General features: G+C 37.7%; 13 protein-coding genes. 5 read left to right on the top strand and 8 right to left on the bottom strand.

Annotated features, from left to right (window positions below):
* Window positions 1-360 precede the first annotated feature (360 nt).
* The 3 genes from F6K23_RS20985 to F6K23_RS20975 all read left to right on the top strand — a co-directional run bounded on the left by F6K23_RS20985 (window position 361) and on the right by F6K23_RS20975 (window position 5,850).
* Entirely contained in the window at window positions 361-3,762 is a 3,402-nt protein-coding gene (locus tag F6K23_RS20985; RefSeq protein WP_293159420.1) for a tetratricopeptide repeat protein, read from the top strand.
* Between the two features lie 285 nt (window positions 3,763-4,047).
* On the top strand, window positions 4,048-4,251 hold the full coding sequence (locus F6K23_RS20980) for a hypothetical protein (protein ID WP_293159418.1): 204 nt from the start codon (window positions 4,048-4,050) through the stop codon (window positions 4,249-4,251).
* Window positions 4,252-4,722: 471 nt separating this feature from the next.
* Window positions 4,723-5,850, top strand: coding sequence for a DUF2207 domain-containing protein (locus tag F6K23_RS20975; protein ID WP_293159416.1), 1,128 nt, complete (start codon window positions 4,723-4,725; stop codon window positions 5,848-5,850).
* Window positions 5,851-6,141: 291 nt separating this feature from the next.
* Here F6K23_RS20975 and F6K23_RS20970 read toward each other — a convergent pair whose 3' ends face one another.
* Both F6K23_RS20970 and F6K23_RS20965 read right to left on the bottom strand, forming a co-directional pair.
* Window positions 6,142-6,369, bottom strand: a complete 228-nt coding sequence (locus F6K23_RS20970) for a hypothetical protein (RefSeq protein ID WP_293159414.1) — start codon at window positions 6,367-6,369, stop codon at window positions 6,142-6,144.
* A gap of 403 nt (window positions 6,370-6,772) precedes the next feature.
* Window positions 6,773-8,413: a Ppx/GppA phosphatase family protein gene (locus F6K23_RS20965; RefSeq protein WP_293159412.1), complete on the bottom strand. Its 1,641-nt coding sequence runs from the start codon at window positions 8,411-8,413 to the stop codon at window positions 6,773-6,775.
* 219 nt (window positions 8,414-8,632) lie between these two features.
* On the opposite strand from F6K23_RS20965, the gene F6K23_RS20960 reads away from it, so the two are divergent.
* Window positions 8,633-9,514, top strand: coding sequence for a 4-hydroxybenzoate solanesyltransferase (locus F6K23_RS20960; protein ID WP_293159410.1), 882 nt, complete (start codon window positions 8,633-8,635; stop codon window positions 9,512-9,514).
* A gap of 312 nt (window positions 9,515-9,826) precedes the next feature.
* Here the strand turns inward: F6K23_RS20960 and F6K23_RS20955 are convergent, their stop codons facing one another.
* The 5 genes from F6K23_RS20955 to F6K23_RS20935 all read right to left on the bottom strand — a co-directional run bounded on the left by F6K23_RS20955 (window position 9,827) and on the right by F6K23_RS20935 (window position 14,781).
* Window positions 9,827-10,588 carry an SH3 domain-containing protein gene (locus F6K23_RS20955; protein WP_293159408.1) on the bottom strand — a complete coding sequence of 254 codons (762 nt, stop codon included), beginning with the start codon at window positions 10,586-10,588 and terminating at the stop codon, window positions 9,827-9,829.
* Window positions 10,589-10,838: 250 nt separating this feature from the next.
* Window positions 10,839-11,864: an ABC transporter permease gene (locus F6K23_RS20950; protein ID WP_293159406.1), complete on the bottom strand. Its 1,026-nt coding sequence runs from the start codon at window positions 11,862-11,864 to the stop codon at window positions 10,839-10,841.
* A 309-nt stretch (window positions 11,865-12,173) separates the two neighbouring features.
* Window positions 12,174-13,037 carry a dihydropteroate synthase gene (gene folP / locus F6K23_RS20945; protein WP_293159404.1) on the bottom strand — a complete coding sequence of 288 codons (864 nt, stop codon included), beginning with the start codon at window positions 13,035-13,037 and terminating at the stop codon, window positions 12,174-12,176.
* Window positions 13,038-13,595: 558 nt separating this feature from the next.
* Window positions 13,596-14,321, bottom strand: coding sequence for a triose-phosphate isomerase (gene tpiA, locus F6K23_RS20940; RefSeq protein WP_293159402.1), 726 nt, complete (start codon window positions 14,319-14,321; stop codon window positions 13,596-13,598).
* Between the two features lie 274 nt (window positions 14,322-14,595).
* Window positions 14,596-14,781: a PCP reductase family protein gene (locus F6K23_RS20935; protein WP_124145495.1), complete on the bottom strand. Its 186-nt coding sequence runs from the start codon at window positions 14,779-14,781 to the stop codon at window positions 14,596-14,598.
* A gap of 737 nt (window positions 14,782-15,518) precedes the next feature.
* Between F6K23_RS20935 and F6K23_RS20930 the strand changes: the two genes are divergently transcribed.
* The gene (locus F6K23_RS20930; protein WP_293159399.1) at window positions 15,519-17,093 is read left to right on the top strand and encodes a peptide ligase PGM1-related protein; all 1,575 of its coding nucleotides are present in this window, start codon (window positions 15,519-15,521) and stop codon (window positions 17,091-17,093) included.
* Window positions 17,094-17,466: 373 nt separating this feature from the next.
* Here F6K23_RS20930 and F6K23_RS20925 read toward each other — a convergent pair whose 3' ends face one another.
* Entirely contained in the window at window positions 17,467-18,045 is a 579-nt protein-coding gene (locus F6K23_RS20925) for a TIGR04376 family protein (RefSeq protein ID WP_293159397.1), read from the bottom strand.
* Between the last annotated feature and the right edge of the window lie 146 nt (window positions 18,046-18,191).

Here is an 18,191-nt window from a genome sequence, read left to right as displayed (position 1 = left end):
AGTATTCAACTGGATTTGATATTACTCGTTACTCGTTACTCGTTACTCGTTACTCGTTACTCGTTACTCCTTACTCCTTACTCCTTACTCCTCAGTAATACGATAACTAATTACCCGGATTCTATATTAGTAGTAACTAAGACAGTAAACATTTAAAAACCAAACATTTTTGCATAAATCTGGTTGATTAATCCAACTGGATATCAAAATTTATCCTCTTCAAGGTTCTATTTCACTATAGTCTCTGATGAATTTAACTTATGCAGCTTTGAGAAATAATTGGCAGAAACTGCATAAGTTCCTTGAAACTGGAAATATAATGATCTTAAGATTTCTAGTTGTGAGGAAAGGGTCAAATTTATGGTTTCTCCTAAGAGATACTTGTCTATTCTCAGTGTTAATAGTCTGATGTTATTTAATGTCAGTTTTCCTGTATTAATGTTGCCCAATATTATCAATGGGGGAGAAGTTATTGCTCAGACAGACAAGAGTGCTAAAGCAGATAGATTATATAAGCAAGGAGTTGAACTATATAAGCAAGGTACAGCAGAATCTAGGAGAGGAGCTATTGCTAAATGGGAAGAGGCACTATTACTATTTAGAAAGACGGGCAACCTTAGTGGGGAAGTAAGCACACTGGTTTGGCTTGGTTATGTCTACGATAGCTTAGGAGAAAAACAAACAACACTCAATTACTACCAGCAAGCTTTACCTTTATTTCAGCAAGTAGGTGCTCGAGGTAGGGAAGCAACTACACTCATTCGTATTGGCCGTGTTTACGATAGCTTAGGAGAAAAACAAACAGCACTCAATTACTACCAGCAAGCTTTATCTCTAAGACAACAAATAGGCGATCGGAGTGAGGAAGCAAGCACTCTCAATAATATTGGCAGTGTCTACGATAGCTTAGGAGAAAAACAAACAGCACTCAATTTCTATCAGCAAGCTTTATCTCTAAGACAGCAAGTAGGCGATCAGAGTGGGGAAGCAACCACTCTTAATAATATTGGCGCTGTTTATAGCGACTTAGGAGAAAAACAAACAGCACTCAATTTCTTCAATCAAGCTTTATCTTTAAGACTAAAAGTAGGAGACCAGAGTGGGGAAGCAACCACTCTCAATAATATTGGCGGTGTCTATAGTGACTTAGGAGAAAAACAAACAGCACTCAATTACTACCAGCAAGCTTTACCTCTATCCCAGCAAATAGGCGATCGGGGTGGGGAAGCAATCACTCTCAATAATATTGGCGGTGTCTATAGTGACTTAGGAGAAAAACAAACAGCACTCAATTTCTATCAGCAAGCTTTACCTATACTTCAGCAAGTAGGCGATCGGGCTACGAAAGCAAGCACTCTCAATAATATCGGCAGTGTTTACGATAGCTTAGGAGAAAAACAAACAGCACTCAATTACTACCAGCAAGCTTTAACTCTATCCCAGCAAGTAGGAGACCGGAGTGGGGAAGCAACCACTCTCAATAATATTGGCCTTGTCTATAGTAGCTCAGGAGAAAAGCAAACAGCACTCAATTTTTTCGAGCGGACTTTACTTATAGTTCGGCAAGTAGGAGACCGGAGTAGGGAAGCAACCACTCTCAATAATATTGGCGCTGTCTACTATAGCTTAGGAGAAAAACAAACAGCACTCAATTACTACCAGCAAGCTTTACCTCTATCCCAGCAAGTAGGCGCTCCAGGTAGGGAAGCACTCATTCTCAATAATATGGGCCTTGTCTATAGTAGCTTAGGAGAAAAACAAACAGCACTCAATTACTACCAGCAAGCTTTATCTCTATTTCAGCAAGTAGGAGACCGGAGTGGAGAAGCAACCACTCTCAATAATATGGGCCTTGTCTACGATAGCTTAGAAGAAAAACAAACAGCACTCAATTACTACCAGCAAGCTTTACCTCTATTTCAGCAAGTAGGCGATCGGAGTGGGGAAGCACTTATTCTCAATAATATTGGAGTTGTCTATAGTAGCTTAGGAGAAAAACAGACAGCACTCAGTTTCTATCAGCAAGCTTTACCTATACTTCAGCAAGTAGGCGATCGGGGTACGGAAGCAACCACTCTCTCTAATCTCGCTGGACTCAAACGAGACCAAGGCCACCTCATCGAAAGTTTAACATTCATAGAAAAATCCCTAGAAATAATTGAAGACCTCCGCACCAAAATAGTTGCTCAAGACCTCCGTACATCCTACTTTGCCACAGTTCAAGATTACTATCAATTCTACATCGACCTCTTAATGCAACTCCACAAACAAAACCCCAACCAAGGTTATGACCGCAAAGCATTAAACGCCAGCGAACGCAGTCGTGCCAGAAGCTTACTAGACATCCTAGCAGAATCAGGAGCAGACATCAAAACCGGAGTAGACCCCGAACTCCTCGCCCAAGAAAAACAACTACTGCAACAACTCAACACATTAGACCAAGCACGACAACTCAACACCCCTGGATACAACCTGGACGAACTCAAACAACAAATCGAAACCCTCAGCAACGAACTCCAACAATTAGAAGTAAAAATCAAACAAAGCAGTCCTCGTTACGCTAACCTCAAATATCCAGACCCCCTAACTGCCTCAGAAATTCAACAACAAGTTATCGACAAAGAAAGCATACTTTTACAATATTCTCTGGGAAAAGACGCCAGTTATTTATGGTTAGTAACTCCCACAGAAATTAGTAGTTATGAACTACCTCCAAGAGCAGAAATAGAAAAATTAGCTAAACAATTTAGAGAAGAAATAATCTCCCTTTCCCCAGTACCAGAAACCGGAAATAAATTAAGTGAAATATTATTGTCGCCTGTAGCAAATAAATTAGAAAATAAACGACTATTAATAGTAGGAGATGGAATATTACAGACCATTCCCTTTGCAGCATTACCACTACCACAAAATCTCAATCAAACCAACTATCAACCCTTAATTGTCAACCATGAAATAGTCACCTTACCTTCAGCTTCAAGTATTGATATCCTCAGAGAACAAGTTAAAGGTCGCAGCCTCGCTCCGAAAAAAGTAGCAGTTATTGCTGACCCAGTATTTCAGGATAACGACCCCAGATTTCAAACAGTTTCTCTACCAAAAAAAGAAAGGGAAACCGAAAATAATAATTTAACCAGAATGGCATTAAAACGTTCCCTAGAAGATTTTCTGGGTTCATCATTCTCTCGCTTAAAAGGAACTCGTCAAGAAGCAGAAGCAATATTAGCATTAGTTCCAGATAATTTTTCTAAATTATCATTAGGCTTTCAAGCAAATCGAAAAACTGCAATAAATCCCGATTTATCCCAATATCAAATAGTACATTTAGCCACCCACGGATTATTAAATGAAACTCAACCAGAATTATCAGGATTAGTACTTTCCTTGTATGATAAAACAGGCAAAGAAACACCAGGTTTTTTACAATTAAACGATATTTTCAGCTTAGAAATTCCAGCAGAATTAGTAGTATTAAGTGCTTGTGAAACAGGAATAGGAGAAGAAATAAGAGGAGAAGGGTTAGTCAGTTTAACCAGAGGATTTATGTATGCGGGAGCTAAACGATTAGTAGTAAGTTTATGGAGTGTCGCAGATAATTCCACTTCAGAATTAATGCAAAATTATTATCATAAAATGTTAGAAACAGGTAAAAATCCAGTAGAGGCGATGAGAGAAACACAGTTAGAAATGTTGAGTTCAGAAAATTGGAATGCGCCTTATTATTGGGCACCTTTTATTGTGCAGGGTGAGTGGAATGATTAGTTTTTGTAGTGGACTGACACAGCTAAAACTGTGCAATAGATTTTTGTCTTCTATAGATGTCTTTTTCTCCCCACCCTCCCCACGCTCCCCACACTCCCCATTTAATGCACCATTTAAAGTGTGTCGGTCCAGTAGGTTTTGTTAGACCCTTCGAGGATCTGTTATTTCTTCAAGATATTGTTATTATGCAGCTTTGATAAATAATTGGCAGAAACTGCATAAGTTCCCCCCGATAGAAATTAGTAGGAAATGAGAATACCACATCAATTAAGGTAAAACACAATCTTGAAAATAGGCGAAATTTTAATCCGAAGACAATTAATTTCCTCAGCTCAACTAAAGGAAGTAATAGAAATTCAGACTGCCTCTAGTCAAAAATTGGGAGAACTGATGATGTTTAAAGACTGGATTTGGATTGAAAAAAAGGATTTAGAAGCAGCTTTAAAGAAACAATATTGGCGAAAAAATGGTTATTGGATAATTGATTAAGTATAAATTTCAGGTAAAAAGCTGAGAATAAATTGTTTTTACCGAATTATTAATAATTAGTAATTAAATAATTCTGGTTTAAAGCCTCCCCTTTTAAGGGGAAAAAAGCGGTCGAGGGATGGCGAGGTCCCGGAGCCATATCCAATCGACCAAGACAGCGGTCGATCTTCGCAGCTTCCCCGTTGGGTGGGATGGCGAGGTCTCGGAGCCATATCCAATCGACCAAGAAAAGAAATAATATTTCCTTATATTCAATACTCTCGGTTTTAACCAGAGGTAATTATCAATTATCCATTATCAATTAATGAATAATTTATACTTCTCCAAGGATTAGTATGAGGCTTGAGTAGCAAAAAATTTATTGAGAATATTATATTTCTCTACAAATATTTAGGAAATAAATACAATTTAATCTTAGCTCTGTATTTGTTGAAAACAAAATTATTAAACTATACGGTGGACAAGAAAAATATGAACTATTTACCAAGTTTAATCAAACCATACTCCCGGATAAAAATCCGAATAAAACTGCGAAAAATATTGACATTTTTTGTGGCTATATTGATTGGTTTATCTCCAGCATTACAAACTATTGCTCAGGGAACCTCTCCTTTTTACTGGGATTTTATCAATGTGGAAATAGATGTTCAAAAAAATGGAGATATGCTGGTAAGCGAAACCCAGAAATATGTCTTTACGCAATCTCATACAAACCAACGATATCGATATATTCCACTAGACAAAGTAGATAAGATTACCGATGTCACAGTTTGGGAAAATCAGGAACAGATTCCTAGCCAAACTGGAATAAAAAATAACCAGATATGGATTAAATGGCAACATCAACTCAATGCACCTGAAGCCCATACTTTTGTCTTAAAATATCGCGTAATAGGTGGTTTACATATTAATGAAAATGGAGATAAGGTTTATTGGAAAGCAATATTTGCCAACCGTAATGCTCCTATACAAAATGCCAAAATCATAGTCCGACTACCGGAAATTTTATCAGAAAAAATCCAAACTTTTAAAAGTTTTGGCACACCAACTAACCCTAGAAAAATAAATTCCACTGTTGTTGAATTTGTCGCTAAAAAAGCAATTCCACCGCAACAAGAAATAGAAGTTATGGTGCAGTTTCCCCATAATATTCTTGATGTTTCAACACCTAATTGGCAGCGCATTCAAGCAGTTAGTTCTATTTCGCAACAAGAAATAGAAGTTATGGCGATGTTTTTCCATAATGTTCTTGATGTTTCAACAGCTATTTTGCACCTCACTCAAGCAGTTAGTTCTCTTTTTTCAGGACTATTAGAGCTAATCTCTTCGTATCCAATAATGTTTATAGTGCTTTTATACATCGCCTTATTTGTTGTTAGTAGTTGTAGCAGCAGTGGCCGTGGCCGTGGCCGTGGCCGTGGTCGTGGCCGTGGTGGCCGTGGTGGCCGTGGTGGCGGTTGGGATGGTTACGGTGGTTACGGTGGTTACGGTTGCGGTGGTGGCGGCGGTGACGGTGGTGGTGGTGGCGACGGTGGCAGTTGGGGCGGCGGTGACGGTGGTGGCGGTGGCGACGGTGGTGGCGGCGGTGACGGTGGATAGTATCAATTTAACAATTAGATATCTCCAGAAAAGAGGGAGTAGGCAGTAGGCAGTAGGCAATAGGGAGAAATAATTGATAATTTATGTGTGAGAATTGATTTTATTTTTGGGCGTTGGTGATTTGAGATATGATATCATGTCCGGAAAAGTCTTTCATTATTTTACCTCCTGAGATATTCTGGGGATAGGGAACTAATACCGTTTAACGGAAGTCAGAAGTCAAAAGTCAGATTTGAATGGCTTAAAAGTTCAATTATACAGAAATTTCTGGTTATTATTTAACATTATCAGTTACCAACTATTTGTGACATTGGCGTTGGTGATTTGAAGTATGATATCATGTCCGGATAAGAGCGCGAACAAACAACTTTCTTCTTCTACTACTCTTTCTTCTTCTTTCTTCCCTCCTGACTCCTGAATGCCCCTCCTGAGAGGGGTTAGGGGTGGGTTGACTCCTAAATAATTAAGATTAATATCATACACTAATTCGACATTTTTAAAGTGAATTGGTATAAGCATTTTATTTGTTCATTAACTTTAATATATTACACAATTGTTTGATAAAAATGTAGAGACATTCGATGAAACGCCTCTACTTTGACATCCTCCCGACGTTGCGCATGGCGCGACAACGCGGGATTCCTAAACCTCGCGGTTCAGGACTTTCTGCTTCCTCTTGACAGAGGAGCTGCGCTAACGTAGCACCTGCCTCCGAGGCCAAACCTCTTTTTGGTCTAAAGGCGCGCTTCACAGACTGACACTGCTAGCCCAGCAGCCTAATTGTGTTTAGTATAGCATACCCTTGTAAAAACCGCAATATTGATTGGTTTTTCCTGCGGAATGCGCTCGCATTCATCCCGACGCTCCCCTTCGGGAGAGCGCGGGTCTTCAACCAACCTTGAGATCAAAATATCAAACTTACCTAAAACGATACAGAGACCATCACAGGTTCCAACTTTGCTATCAACTTCAAAGCAAACTCTTCTTCAAACGCCTCCTTCTTGTAGTCTAAATTCCACAACTCCAAAGCACAGTCATCTTCAGGGTTAGCTGGTCGTAACCACATATAAAATTCCTGTTTATTTTGACTGAAATCACATTTCACATCAGCGATCGCTCCTTTTTGTCGTCGGTCTAAAGCGATCGCTAACCGCAACAACGCACTCAACTGAGATACCATATGCTGATATTTTTTTGGTAAATTTTGATAATTTTCGTGCTTTTTCTTCGGTAAACTTTTGCGGTGATAGCGAGCCAAATTAGCAATTACTTCAATCTCAATCTCGCTATAACCCAATAATTCTCCATTCCTAATCAAATAATAAGAATGTTTATGGTGGGATGCATGACTCACATATAAACCACAGTTATGCAAAATTCCGGCTGCCCATAATAACTCTCGTTCATCATTCCCCCACTCATGTAGCACTCCTTGAGTTTGGTCAAATAAATGTAACCCCCAAGAAGCAACCCGCTCGCTACATTCCAAATTTACTTGGTATTTTTGAGCAATTTTTAGGGTATTACGCTGACGAATGGAACTTTGGAAACGGAGGCGGTCGTATATCAAACTATGATTCAACATCCAGTCAACTATTACTCCCTCCCGCAAACTACGTTCGCAAACAGTTATTGACTCCATTCCCAATAAACTCATTGCCTCTTGTAATACTAAAGCACCTGCCAAAATAATTTCCGAGCGCTTCTGTGACATTCCCGGTAACTCTTGTCGTTCGGAGACTGACATTTTTTTCAGCTTATTAACTAACCCTTCCAATTCAGCTAAACTAAACTGATAACCTGCGAGGGAAGTCGGTGCATTCCCGAATTGTTCATAAGCATGAATAGTCGCTAATGCTTCAATAGTGCCAGAAGTACCAACTAACTTTGGTTTTTCGCCTTCCTGGATATTAGCTAATAACTCCTCTGTCGGACGTTCCAATAAACCCCTAATATAAGCTCGCAGATAGGCAAATTCTATTTTGCTAATGGGGTCAGTAGTGACAAATTCTTTGGTCAAACGTACTGCACCTACCTTGGTACTGCTTAGAGTCCGCGCTGCATTACCGTCACCTAATATTAACTCTGTGGAACCCCCACCAATATCAATAATTACATGGGGTTTGTTGTTAAACTCCATTGCTGAGAGCACTCCTAGATAAATTCGGCGTGCTTCTTCTTGACCAGAAATTAAGTTAACGTATAAGTCTAACTCATCAGCAATTTTATTCAGAAATTTTGTGCCATTGGGTGCTTCTCGTACAGCACTGGTAGCGACAGTAATAATTTGCTCGGCATTGGCACTTTTAGCAATTTTTTGGAAGCGGTCTAAGGTAGCGATCGCTCTATTCATTACTTCTGCTTTCAAATTACCATTCGCTTCACAGTCTCCGAGTCTTACCGTTTCTTTGTCTCGGTCAATAATTGTAAAAGCAGGTAAAGTGGGGTCTATTTTCACTACTACCAAATGTAGAGAGTTAGTACCCATATCTATTGCTGCTAATATCTGTTCTCGGTTATCCGATATCAAAGGTATTTTTACTAAAGGAACAGATGTAACCATATTTTATAAATGTGTTTAAATTTACAAGTTGCATAAATTTTAAATTAAATAATGTCATCTTTTTGATTATGATTGAAAATTAGTAATATGGCCTTTAACCCTTGACAAAATACCATTATTTAAGGTAATAAAGGAAATAAAAAAATAAACTTCAGTATTTCAAGTTTATGGCTGAAGCTAGAGGTACTGATAACTGATAACTGATAACTGATAACTGAAATGACCCAATCTCATGCTCCTCAATCAGAATCAACTTTGATGAAAGTAATCAGGCTTCTAAGATGGGATAAACCTGCCGGACGCTTCATTTTAATGATTCCTGCCCTATGGGCTATATTTTTGGCTACTCATGCAACGCCACCCTTACCATTAGTCGGAGTAATTATTGTCGGGACTTTGGCCACCAGTGCAGCAGGTTGTGTAATTAACGATTTGTGGGACCGAGATATTGACCCAGAAGTGGAGAGAACTCGCGATCGCCCTCTGGCGTCCCGTGCCTTGACTATTAAAACAGGTATTGTTATTGCCATTATTGCTTTTGCCTGTGCTGGAGTTATAGCACTTTATCTCAACCGACTTAGTTTTTGGCTCTCCGTAGCAGCAATTCCGGTAATTATTTGTTATCCCCTGGCCAAACGATTTTTTCCAGTACCTCAGTTAGTATTATCTATTGCTTGGGGTTTTGCTGTATTAATTAGTTGGAGTGCTGCAGTAGCTGAGTTGGACACTGCTACCTGGATTTTGTGGGGCGCTACTATTGTTTGGACTTTGGGTTTTGATACGGTTTATGCCATGAGCGATCGGGAAGATGACCGAGTTTTAGGGGTTAATTCGAGCGCTCTATTTTTTGGTGAATATGCAGCTAATGCTGTAGCTATATTTTTCTTTTTGACTGCCGTTTTATTGGGAGTATTAGGAATAGAAATGGAGCTACATTTTGGCTTTTGGATAGCTCTTGGTATTGCTACAGTTTTCTGGTCTATTCAATATGGAAAATTACGGCAAGAAGAAGTTTTAAAACCCTACGGTCAGATATTCAGACAAAATGTTTGGATTGGTTTTATATTATTGGCTGGTATGATTACGGGGTTAATTTTTTAAGGAAGAGGGAAGAGGGAAGAAGGAAGAAGGAAGAAGAAAGAAGGCAGAAGGAAAAATCCCCTCTTGCCCCCCGATGATGCGAGGGGAGGAAGAAGGAAGTTGATATTTTATATTAGTATCTACCAAATTAAATCTTTGTTTGTTTTATCCGGCGTTGCATAATCATGGGATGATATGAATAATATCAGATTTTGTATTATATAGAATCCGGTTACATAACATAAGTTGATAATTCTATAGTTTATTCAATCTCCCCCACTCCCCCACTCCCACACTCCCAACTACAGAATAAGTATTTAACCGGATTTGATATTAATCCCCTGCCACAAAAAAAACCATTTTCCATGTATCATTCTTCTTTTTAAAACCAACACGATAATCTAATAGTTGGCGGAGATATTTTCCATAAACATATCCTTGAATACCTTCTGCTGTTTGTACTTTTAACCAAGGATATGTTTCTCCATCTATTGTTTCTAACGGCGGGTTTGTTTGGCGTGTTTCTATATCAGACTGTGTCGGAGAAATCAAACTCACAACATCATAACTAAGTAAGCCCAAAATTTCTCCTTCTGATGAAGGAATATTTCTCATCGCAACATCTGTGTCGGTGACAATTATTTTAGAATAAAAATCGCTAATTCCTGGAGTAAAAAAAGTATAAGGAGCAATAAAAAAATTGAAATTATTATCTTGAAATTTTCCCCCCAATTTAATCGTATCTTCTAAAGTTTTCCATAGCCTGGACTGTTGTGGCTGTTTATCAAGTTCCCAAAAATTCATAAAAGTGTCTATTCCTTGGTAGGTTCCAAAAAGTTGAATATTTTCATCTGTATGTTTGATTAAAAAACCCAAATCTTTATTAGTTATAGCCTGCTCTAATTCTTGCCGAAATTTTAAAAAATCTGGGTTTTTACTAGCTTCATCAACTGGATAAACTTTGATTCCTCCTTCGTTGAGGTATGTCGGAATATTTACCTCAGTTTGAGCATTCACCCTGTGGTCAGTTACATAAAAATGACTAACCTGAATTAGACAAATAGCAGCTATAAGATAAGTAAAAAATTTCTGCATTTTTTAACCTTCAACTCCTTCAAAATGTTTGATTTTTTGTAAGCATTTCCTGCGGAATGCTGCGCAAACAGCACCTCAGCTATCAGCTTTATAGAATTAAAAGTATGAGTAAAAGCCTATTATTTAACCTTATAGGACATAGATTGATAATTAACCTTGGACAGAGAAATGCTTTTCCCACTGTTCCCTATTCCCTATTCCCTATTCCCTGCTTTTCTTAATCAAACAGCAAAAAATTTTTCCAATAACTTTAGTACCTAATTCTCGGATCGATATAAGCATTTAAAATATCAATAAAAATACTAACTACCACAACAATTCCGGCAAAAAATACCACAATTCCCTGTACTGTAGGATAATCTCGCGAACTAATTGCCTCATATAATCTATTCGCTAAACCAGGCCAAGAAAAAGTTACTTCAGTTAATATTGCTCCTCCTAATAAAGCAGCAAAAGTCAATCCTAAAATTGTAATTACTGGAATCATGGCATTTTTGAAAGCATGAGCAAATAGTATTTTCAATTCGGGAATACCTCTAGCTCTAGCAGCTTCTACATAATCAGATTTTAGTGTTTGTTTGAGATTAATTCTGACTATTCTTTCAAAAATACCACTAAGCAAAATTCCTAATGTTAAACTCGGCAAAGCTAAATAATATATAGAGGTGAAAAAATGATTTATATTACCATTAAAAATACTATCAATTGTATATAAACCTGTAATGGTTGGAGGCGGATTTTCAGTAATAGGAAAACGAGTACCTAAAGGAAACCATTTTAACTGTACTGCAAAAATTAATTGTAAAATCATCCCAGCCCAGAAAGGTGGAACTGCATAAGTAATAATTCCGAATAAACGCCCACCAATATCTAACTTCGTATCAGGGTTAGAAGCAGCAATAGAACCAACAGTAATACCAACAATTAGAGCGATCGCCATACTAAATACTGCTAATTCTACAGTGGCAGGAAAATAATTTTGAATAATTTGCCAGACTGACTCCCCGCGAGTAGTCATTGATGTACCAAGGTCAAAACTGAGTAATTTTCCTAGATAATTAAGATACTGTTCTAGTAGTGAGCCATCTAAACCAAGTTCTACTCGCAGAGCTTCTTTCGTTGCAGTTGATACTTTTGGTCCAAGAATAGCATCTACGGGGTCTCCCGGTGTTGCTCTTAATAACAAGAAAACTAATGTGCTAATAGTCCATAACATCAGTGGGGCTAATAGCAAACGTATTAATATATAAGAATATAGGGCTTTAGAGCGAGACATTATTTAAAGTTATATAGTTCGGGATAATTAGTTATCATATTGCTAAGGAGTCAGGAGTCAGGAGTCAGGAGTCAGGAGTCAGGAATCAGGAGGTACGAAGAAAGAAAGGATTTGAACTATTAAATTTTTAAATTCATATTCAACAGAACATCTGTACTAAGAGGAAATAATTTTGCGATTACTGTATACCGGATTTTATATTAAAAGTTAATTGATAATAGTTAAACTGTACAGGCGTTAACGATAGTTATGTGAAGCAAACGGCCGTTTGCCCCTACTCCTGACTTCTAAATTCTGAATTCTGAATTCTTAATTGTTTAATCCTTTTTCTTCCTTCCTAAAAATAACATCTGCAACTCGAGAAACTTCAGACATTTCTTTCACATCGTGAACTCGTAAAATATCTACAGATTCAGCTATTGCTGCCACACAACCTGCAGCAGTTCCCCAAACTCTTTGTTTAGCATCAGGTTGATTTAAAATTTTACCAATAAAACTTTTACGAGATAATCCTACTAAAATCGGACAATTTAAACTTCTAAATTTTGATAAATTACGGATAATTTCTAAATTTTGTTCGTAATTTTTAGCAAAGCCAAGACCAGGGTCAATAATAATTTTATCCCGTTCAATTCCCGCTGTTATAGCCGCCTCTATTCGACTCTCTAAAAATTGATATATTTCCCCAATTAAATCTTGATAATCTGTCAATTGTTGCATTGTTTTTGGCGTACCCTTAATGTGCATTAATACAATGGGTACTTTAAGAGTAGCAACCACCGAAAACATATCTTGGTCATAAGTACCCCCAGAAATATCATTAATTAAATTAGCACCAACCTCCACAGCTTTTTGTGCAACTACTGCCCTAGTTGTATCAACAGAAATTGGGATTTCAGCACAAATATTTTGCTGATTTCTTAATAACTTAATTATTGGTAAAACCCGATTAAATTCCTCCTCCAGAGACACAACTTCAGCCCCTGGTCGAGTAGATTGACCGCCAATATCAATCATATCAGCGCCAGATTCTACCATTTTTTTTGCTTGTCTTAAAGATGTTTCTAATGTATTAAAATCACCACCATCACTAAAACTATCTGGCGTTACATTCAAAATACCCATAATATAGGTACGTTTTCCCCAAGCAAAATTTTGATAGTAATTGTGCATTTTAATGATGTTTAATAATTAATGCAGTAACAGTTAAATAATTTATCTTTTCTGTGGCGGTTTTATAGCAGTCGAAGGAAAGGTTAGGACAGTTCAAAAGTTTAAAACTCAGACAAAGTAAGACTTTTCCTTCTTCCTTCTTTGTTCTTCCTTCTGCTAAAATACCGCACCGTCTACACAGTACTGAAAATTGTTTGGGGTTATGAGACACAAAGTGGCCGATTGTTGACTATTCATAAGAATTAGACCTTTTGCCTTCAGCATAGCTGCCTTCTTCAAGAGAATTGATTTTAGGATAATTTAAGCAAAAGGGAAGAAAAAAATTGTCAACTATAACTGTTAGTAGAGCAAAAACTAGGTCGAATTATTAAACCAAATCTATAGATGATAGTGAGGTTTGATTATCCATAATTATTGCCACCAATTTATAGTTATGTTATAGTGCAAATTGTTTAGGAAATTTGTAAATTTATATTTCTATTTTGCTGTAACATACTCTTTTTTCCTCCCTTTTTTAATTTCTCAAAGAAGTCTAATTAATTATCAAAAATCCTTAAATTATTTATAATTAATCAGACGAGAAAAACTATCTGGCATTAAACTTGCTCCCCCAACTAAAGCACCATCAATTTCTGGTTGAGCCATAATTTCATCAACATTATTAGGTTTAACAGACCCACCGTATTGAATAGTGACATTAGAATTAGTTAACTTACTCCGAATTAAACCAATAACACGGTTAGCTTCTGTAGCTTCACAAGTATCGCCAGTACCAATTGCCCAGATAGGTTCATAAGCAATTACTAGATTTTCCTGATCCACATCAATTAAATCTGTGGCCAATTGAGAAAAGATATGTGATTCTGTTTCACCAGCCGCTCTTTGCTCCTTAGATTCTCCCACACAAAGAATAGGGGTTAAACCATTCTTCTGAGCAGCTTGTAAGCGTAAATTAACTGTTTCGTCAGTTTCACCAAAATATTGACGACGCTCACTGTGGCCAACAATTACATAACTAACTCCAATTTCCTTGAGCATTGGACCAGAAATTTCTCCTGTATATGCTCCCTCCTCTTCCCAATGAACATTTTGGGCACCCAACTTTATCCGACTCCCATGCAAATTTTTTGACATAAAATCTAGTGCAGTAAAGGGAGTGCAGAGAACTACTTCAGGTTTTTCAGGGATTTCTGTGAGTTGAGACATTAAACCCTGGAGAAACTCTTTAGCTTCTGCTTGGGTTTTGTACATTTTCCAGTTCCCAGCAATTATAATTTTTCTCACTGTTGATTTTGTAGACCTCAAACTTGACTATCTGCAACACTCCAGTCTAAGGCTTTATGAGTCCTTTTTCTAGACTTCAAAGAATAATTGTTTTCCTCATCACAATTGTGTTGATGGGGATGGTGTTATCAAACAGGATTGGGTCGCGCCACCCCGCCAAGAAATGGCGAAATATTTTTGGAGCGGAGCTCAAATCCCCTACTTCCCCTCCACCAGAGGGGTTAGGGGTGGTTTGACTTTTAACTTTTGACTTTTGACTTTTGACTTGATTATCCTACTGGCCAAATTCTAATCGAGCTTGCTCAACTATTTCTGCTGTGACGACTTCTTGCTCTGCTTCTCTGGCCAAATCTTCAATTCGCTTTCTGGCCTGAGTTCGCACAAAATAGGGAATGTTTTTTAATTTAATTTGAGCTTCTGCGGTCCATTGTAATTCGTTATTAAAATTAGAATCAGTCATATTAAATCTTCCAGCATCGGTATTATCTGCCAGGGATTAAAATCTCTAGCTAATTAAGGAAAGTTCTCTTAGATTAGAACTCATATTACTTTATTATTTTTATTAGTCCATTTTAACTTAACTTTGTATTCTCAGAAATTCCAAACTAACTATCAGGAAAATTTTAGGGAACTGGAAATATAAAATTTACAGCACTTTTTAAGATGGTGAGGTACAGTTCAATATTCATCTCTATTCCCGACTTCCAATTTTGTACCTTTCTCCTGCCTTATTATACCAATTCAAAAAAAGAATGTTACGAATAATAAGTGCGATCTAAATACTTTACAGAAAATGTCCCTTTGAGAAAAAAGAGAATTTACTAGCTCAAAACTGGTATTGAAGCTATTCGTTCTGTAAGTCGCCAATCCGACTGCTCCCCTACCTGACTCCTAAGAAATACCCTAGTTATTTGTAGCAAAAATTGATAAAATTGACATGACTCAGACTTTCTCTAGAAAAATTGCGATCTAAGTACAGAGGAATTTGAGCATGAGAATGCGATCGCATACCATGGAAAACCATTGCCCTCAATGCCTTCCCCAAAAGCTTGTCTGTTACCTGCTATAGTTATATATAGTATGTTTCATATCAGTGAGGTACATCTGGCGGGCAAGATGCCCGCATTTTATCGTTAATATTTGTAGATCATATACCACCGAATCTCTTGTAAAACTTAAGAATAATGTATAAATGTGATGACAAAACTACATATTTATGAAGCAAAACAAGCCTCAAGATTTCGAGAGCTACAAAATTCTTTACGCGATCGCTGGGAAAGTATAGATTTATGTGACCATGGTGACTCCGATATTTTGATTATTCCTTCTGTGACACTGGACCAACGGGAATTGCAAAAGATAGAGGGCAGTCATAATTATGAAGAACGATATCTATTTTCTTTAATTCGTCTGCGTAACCCCCGAACTAGATTAATTTACATTACTTCCGAACCTCTACATCCGAGCATCATTGACTATTACTTACAACTATTACCAGGAATCCCATTTTCCCATGCTCGCGAGCGACTACTCCTATTTGCCACCTATGATACTTCTGCAAGACCTCTAACAGAAAAAATTTTAGAACGTCCCCGTCTCATTGAGCGTATTCGTTTAGCATTGCGCCGGGATAAGTCCTACATGGTTTGTTATAACTCCACTTCACTTGAGCGAGAGCTATCCCTACAGTTAGGTATTCCTCTATTAGCATCAGACCCAGATTTGAATTGTTGGGGAACTAAAAGTGGCAGCAGGCAGATATTTGCTGAATGCGATATACCTCATCCTGATGGGAGTGAGTTAGTCTGGAATGTTGATGATTTGGCATTAGTAACAGCGCAGTTGTGGGAGCGTCAACCTCACCTACAACGAATTGTGATTAAGTTGAATGAGGGTTTTTCTGGCGAAGGTAATGCGTTATTAGACTTACAACCATTACATAGAAAAGTTAACAGTGACAGAGTGACAGCAATATGCGATAGTTTTAGCACACTGCGCTTTCAGTCTGGTGATGAGACTTGGGAAAATTTTAGTCAGCGTATTTTTGAGTTAGGAGCGATCGCAGAAGCTTTTATAGAAGGAGATGTGAAGCGATCGCCAAGCGTACAAGGTCTGATTAATCCCAAAGGAAAAGTTGAAATAATTTCTACCCATGACCAAATTTTAGGCGGGCCTGATGGGCAAATTTTTCTTGGTTGTCGTTTTCCTGCTGATGAAGCTTACCGACTGCAGTTACAAGAGTTAGGAATGAAAGTGGGAAAAAGTTTAGCTGAAAAAGGTGCTTTAGATAGATTTGGCGTGGATTTTATTGCTGTATATCGAGGTGAAAATGCTACCCCAAAATGGGATTTATCAGCGATTGAAATTAACTTGCGTCGTGGTGGTACAACTCATCCATTTATGACATTAAAATTATTAACAAATGGACGTTACGACCGTACTACTGCTTTATTTTATAGTCAGCAGGGGCGGGCAAAATTTTACAAAGCTACTGATAATTTACAAAAAAGTTCTTATCGGGGTTTATTACCTAATGATTTGATGGATATTATTGCCTTTAATCAATTACATTTTGATAGTTGTACTGAGACCGGAACTGTATTTCACATGATGGGTTGTTTATCACAATTTGGCAAATTAGGTATAACAAGTATTGGTAACTCTCCCGAACAAGCGGAGGAAATTTATCAAAAAGTTGTTAAGAACCTAGATGTTTCTTGTCAAACTTCCAGTAAGTTTGGCGTTCAGCATTTCGGGTTTAGTTCTTTCTAGAGAAAAATTATTGAAGAAGAAGTCAGAACTCAGAACTCAGAACTCAGGAGGGAAGATTGCATGGGGATTCTAACCCCAAACAATGAGGTAATAATTAATTGGCTTGCGCTCAAAAGTCTTTTAGTAGGGGTAGGAGACAGGAGTCAGGAGTCAGGTGGAACGGGGAATTATAGAGGAGGTAGGAAGAAAAGTTATCCCAAGATTGTTCTGCCATAATCGTCCCAAAATACTAGCATGCATGAGCTTTTTACACCAAAAAGCTTGCACTTTTTTCGACCAAAAAAAGCCAATACCAATATCAATCAATGGTTTGAAATTTAATCAGCAAGCCCTAATTATTAATTATTAATTATTAATTATTAATTAATGAATACTACTTTCCCATATCCCGCTTCATTTTTTCTAATTCTTCATCTGTTTCCAAACTTTTAAACTGTGCTTCCAAAGGGTCTAATGAATTAGCAAAATTATAGGAATTGGTTTGATTCCAGCCATCGGTTTCCCAACGTCTTTCATTCTTAGCAGTATAACGATTAGCTTCAGCTTGAACAGCTTTTGCTCGTACTTCCTCCCGACGTTGTTTAATTTGACGATAGAGTTCTTTCGCTTGTTGGATGCGCTGCTTACATCCTTGCATCTGTCCCCACTGTTGATTACCTTGGCGTAAGAAAAATGCTTCCCTTTCTTGAGCCGCGTGAGTTAGATCGGGTCTATTAGCTGTTCGTGCTTTTTCCACTCGGTTATGCCAACGCTTCACTTCTTGCGCTGTTGAAAGAATATCTTGCTCTGATTTTTTTTCTTGGCGCTGGAGTTGCACTATCAGACGCAAGGTGTCTTCTTCTTGTTTGCGTAGTTGCTCTTCGAGTGCCTGAAGTTCTAAATGAGGATTATTCCGCAGAAACTCTTCAAGCCTATTTTCTAGAAATTCGCTGAAATCGTCAAATAAACCCATAGTTATTTCAGTTATCAGTTATCAGTTATCAGTTATCAGTTATCAGTACCTCTGTGCCTGTTTGCGCAGCATGACCGAGGAAAGTCAGAGGCTTGAAACCTGATTTTTTGGTCAAGATGATATAAAATTAGGAGGATTAGGCAGTG

Source organism: Okeania sp. SIO2C9 (assembly GCF_010672455.1).
Lineage (GTDB): Bacteria > Cyanobacteriota > Cyanobacteriia > Cyanobacteriales > Microcoleaceae > Okeania.
This window is presented reverse-complemented; position numbering and strand designations above follow the sequence as displayed.

Bases quoted from the DNA above. Each gene is read 5' to 3' on its own strand.
- F6K23_RS20985 (WP_293159420.1), top strand. From the start codon at position 361: ATGGTTTCTCCTAAGAGATACTTGTCTATTCTCAGTGTTAATAGTCTG.
- F6K23_RS20975 (WP_293159416.1), top strand. From the start codon at position 4,723: ATGAACTATTTACCAAGTTTAATCAAACCATACTCCCGGATAAAAATC.
- F6K23_RS20970 (WP_293159414.1), bottom strand. From the start codon at position 6,369: ATGCTTATACCAATTCACTTTAAAAATGTCGAATTAGTGTATGATATT.
- F6K23_RS20965 (WP_293159412.1), bottom strand. From the start codon at position 8,413: ATGGTTACATCTGTTCCTTTAGTAAAAATACCTTTGATATCGGATAAC.
- F6K23_RS20960 (WP_293159410.1), top strand. From the start codon at position 8,633: ATGACCCAATCTCATGCTCCTCAATCAGAATCAACTTTGATGAAAGTA.
- F6K23_RS20955 (WP_293159408.1), bottom strand. From the start codon at position 10,588: ATGCAGAAATTTTTTACTTATCTTATAGCTGCTATTTGTCTAATTCAG.
- F6K23_RS20950 (WP_293159406.1), bottom strand. From the start codon at position 11,864: ATGTCTCGCTCTAAAGCCCTATATTCTTATATATTAATACGTTTGCTA.
- folP (WP_293159404.1), bottom strand. From the start codon at position 13,037: ATGCACAATTACTATCAAAATTTTGCTTGGGGAAAACGTACCTATATT.
- F6K23_RS20935 (WP_124145495.1), bottom strand. From the start codon at position 14,781: ATGACTGATTCTAATTTTAATAACGAATTACAATGGACCGCAGAAGCT.
- F6K23_RS20930 (WP_293159399.1), top strand. From the start codon at position 15,519: ATGACAAAACTACATATTTATGAAGCAAAACAAGCCTCAAGATTTCGA.
- F6K23_RS20925 (WP_293159397.1), bottom strand. From the start codon at position 18,045: ATGGGTTTATTTGACGATTTCAGCGAATTTCTAGAAAATAGGCTTGAA.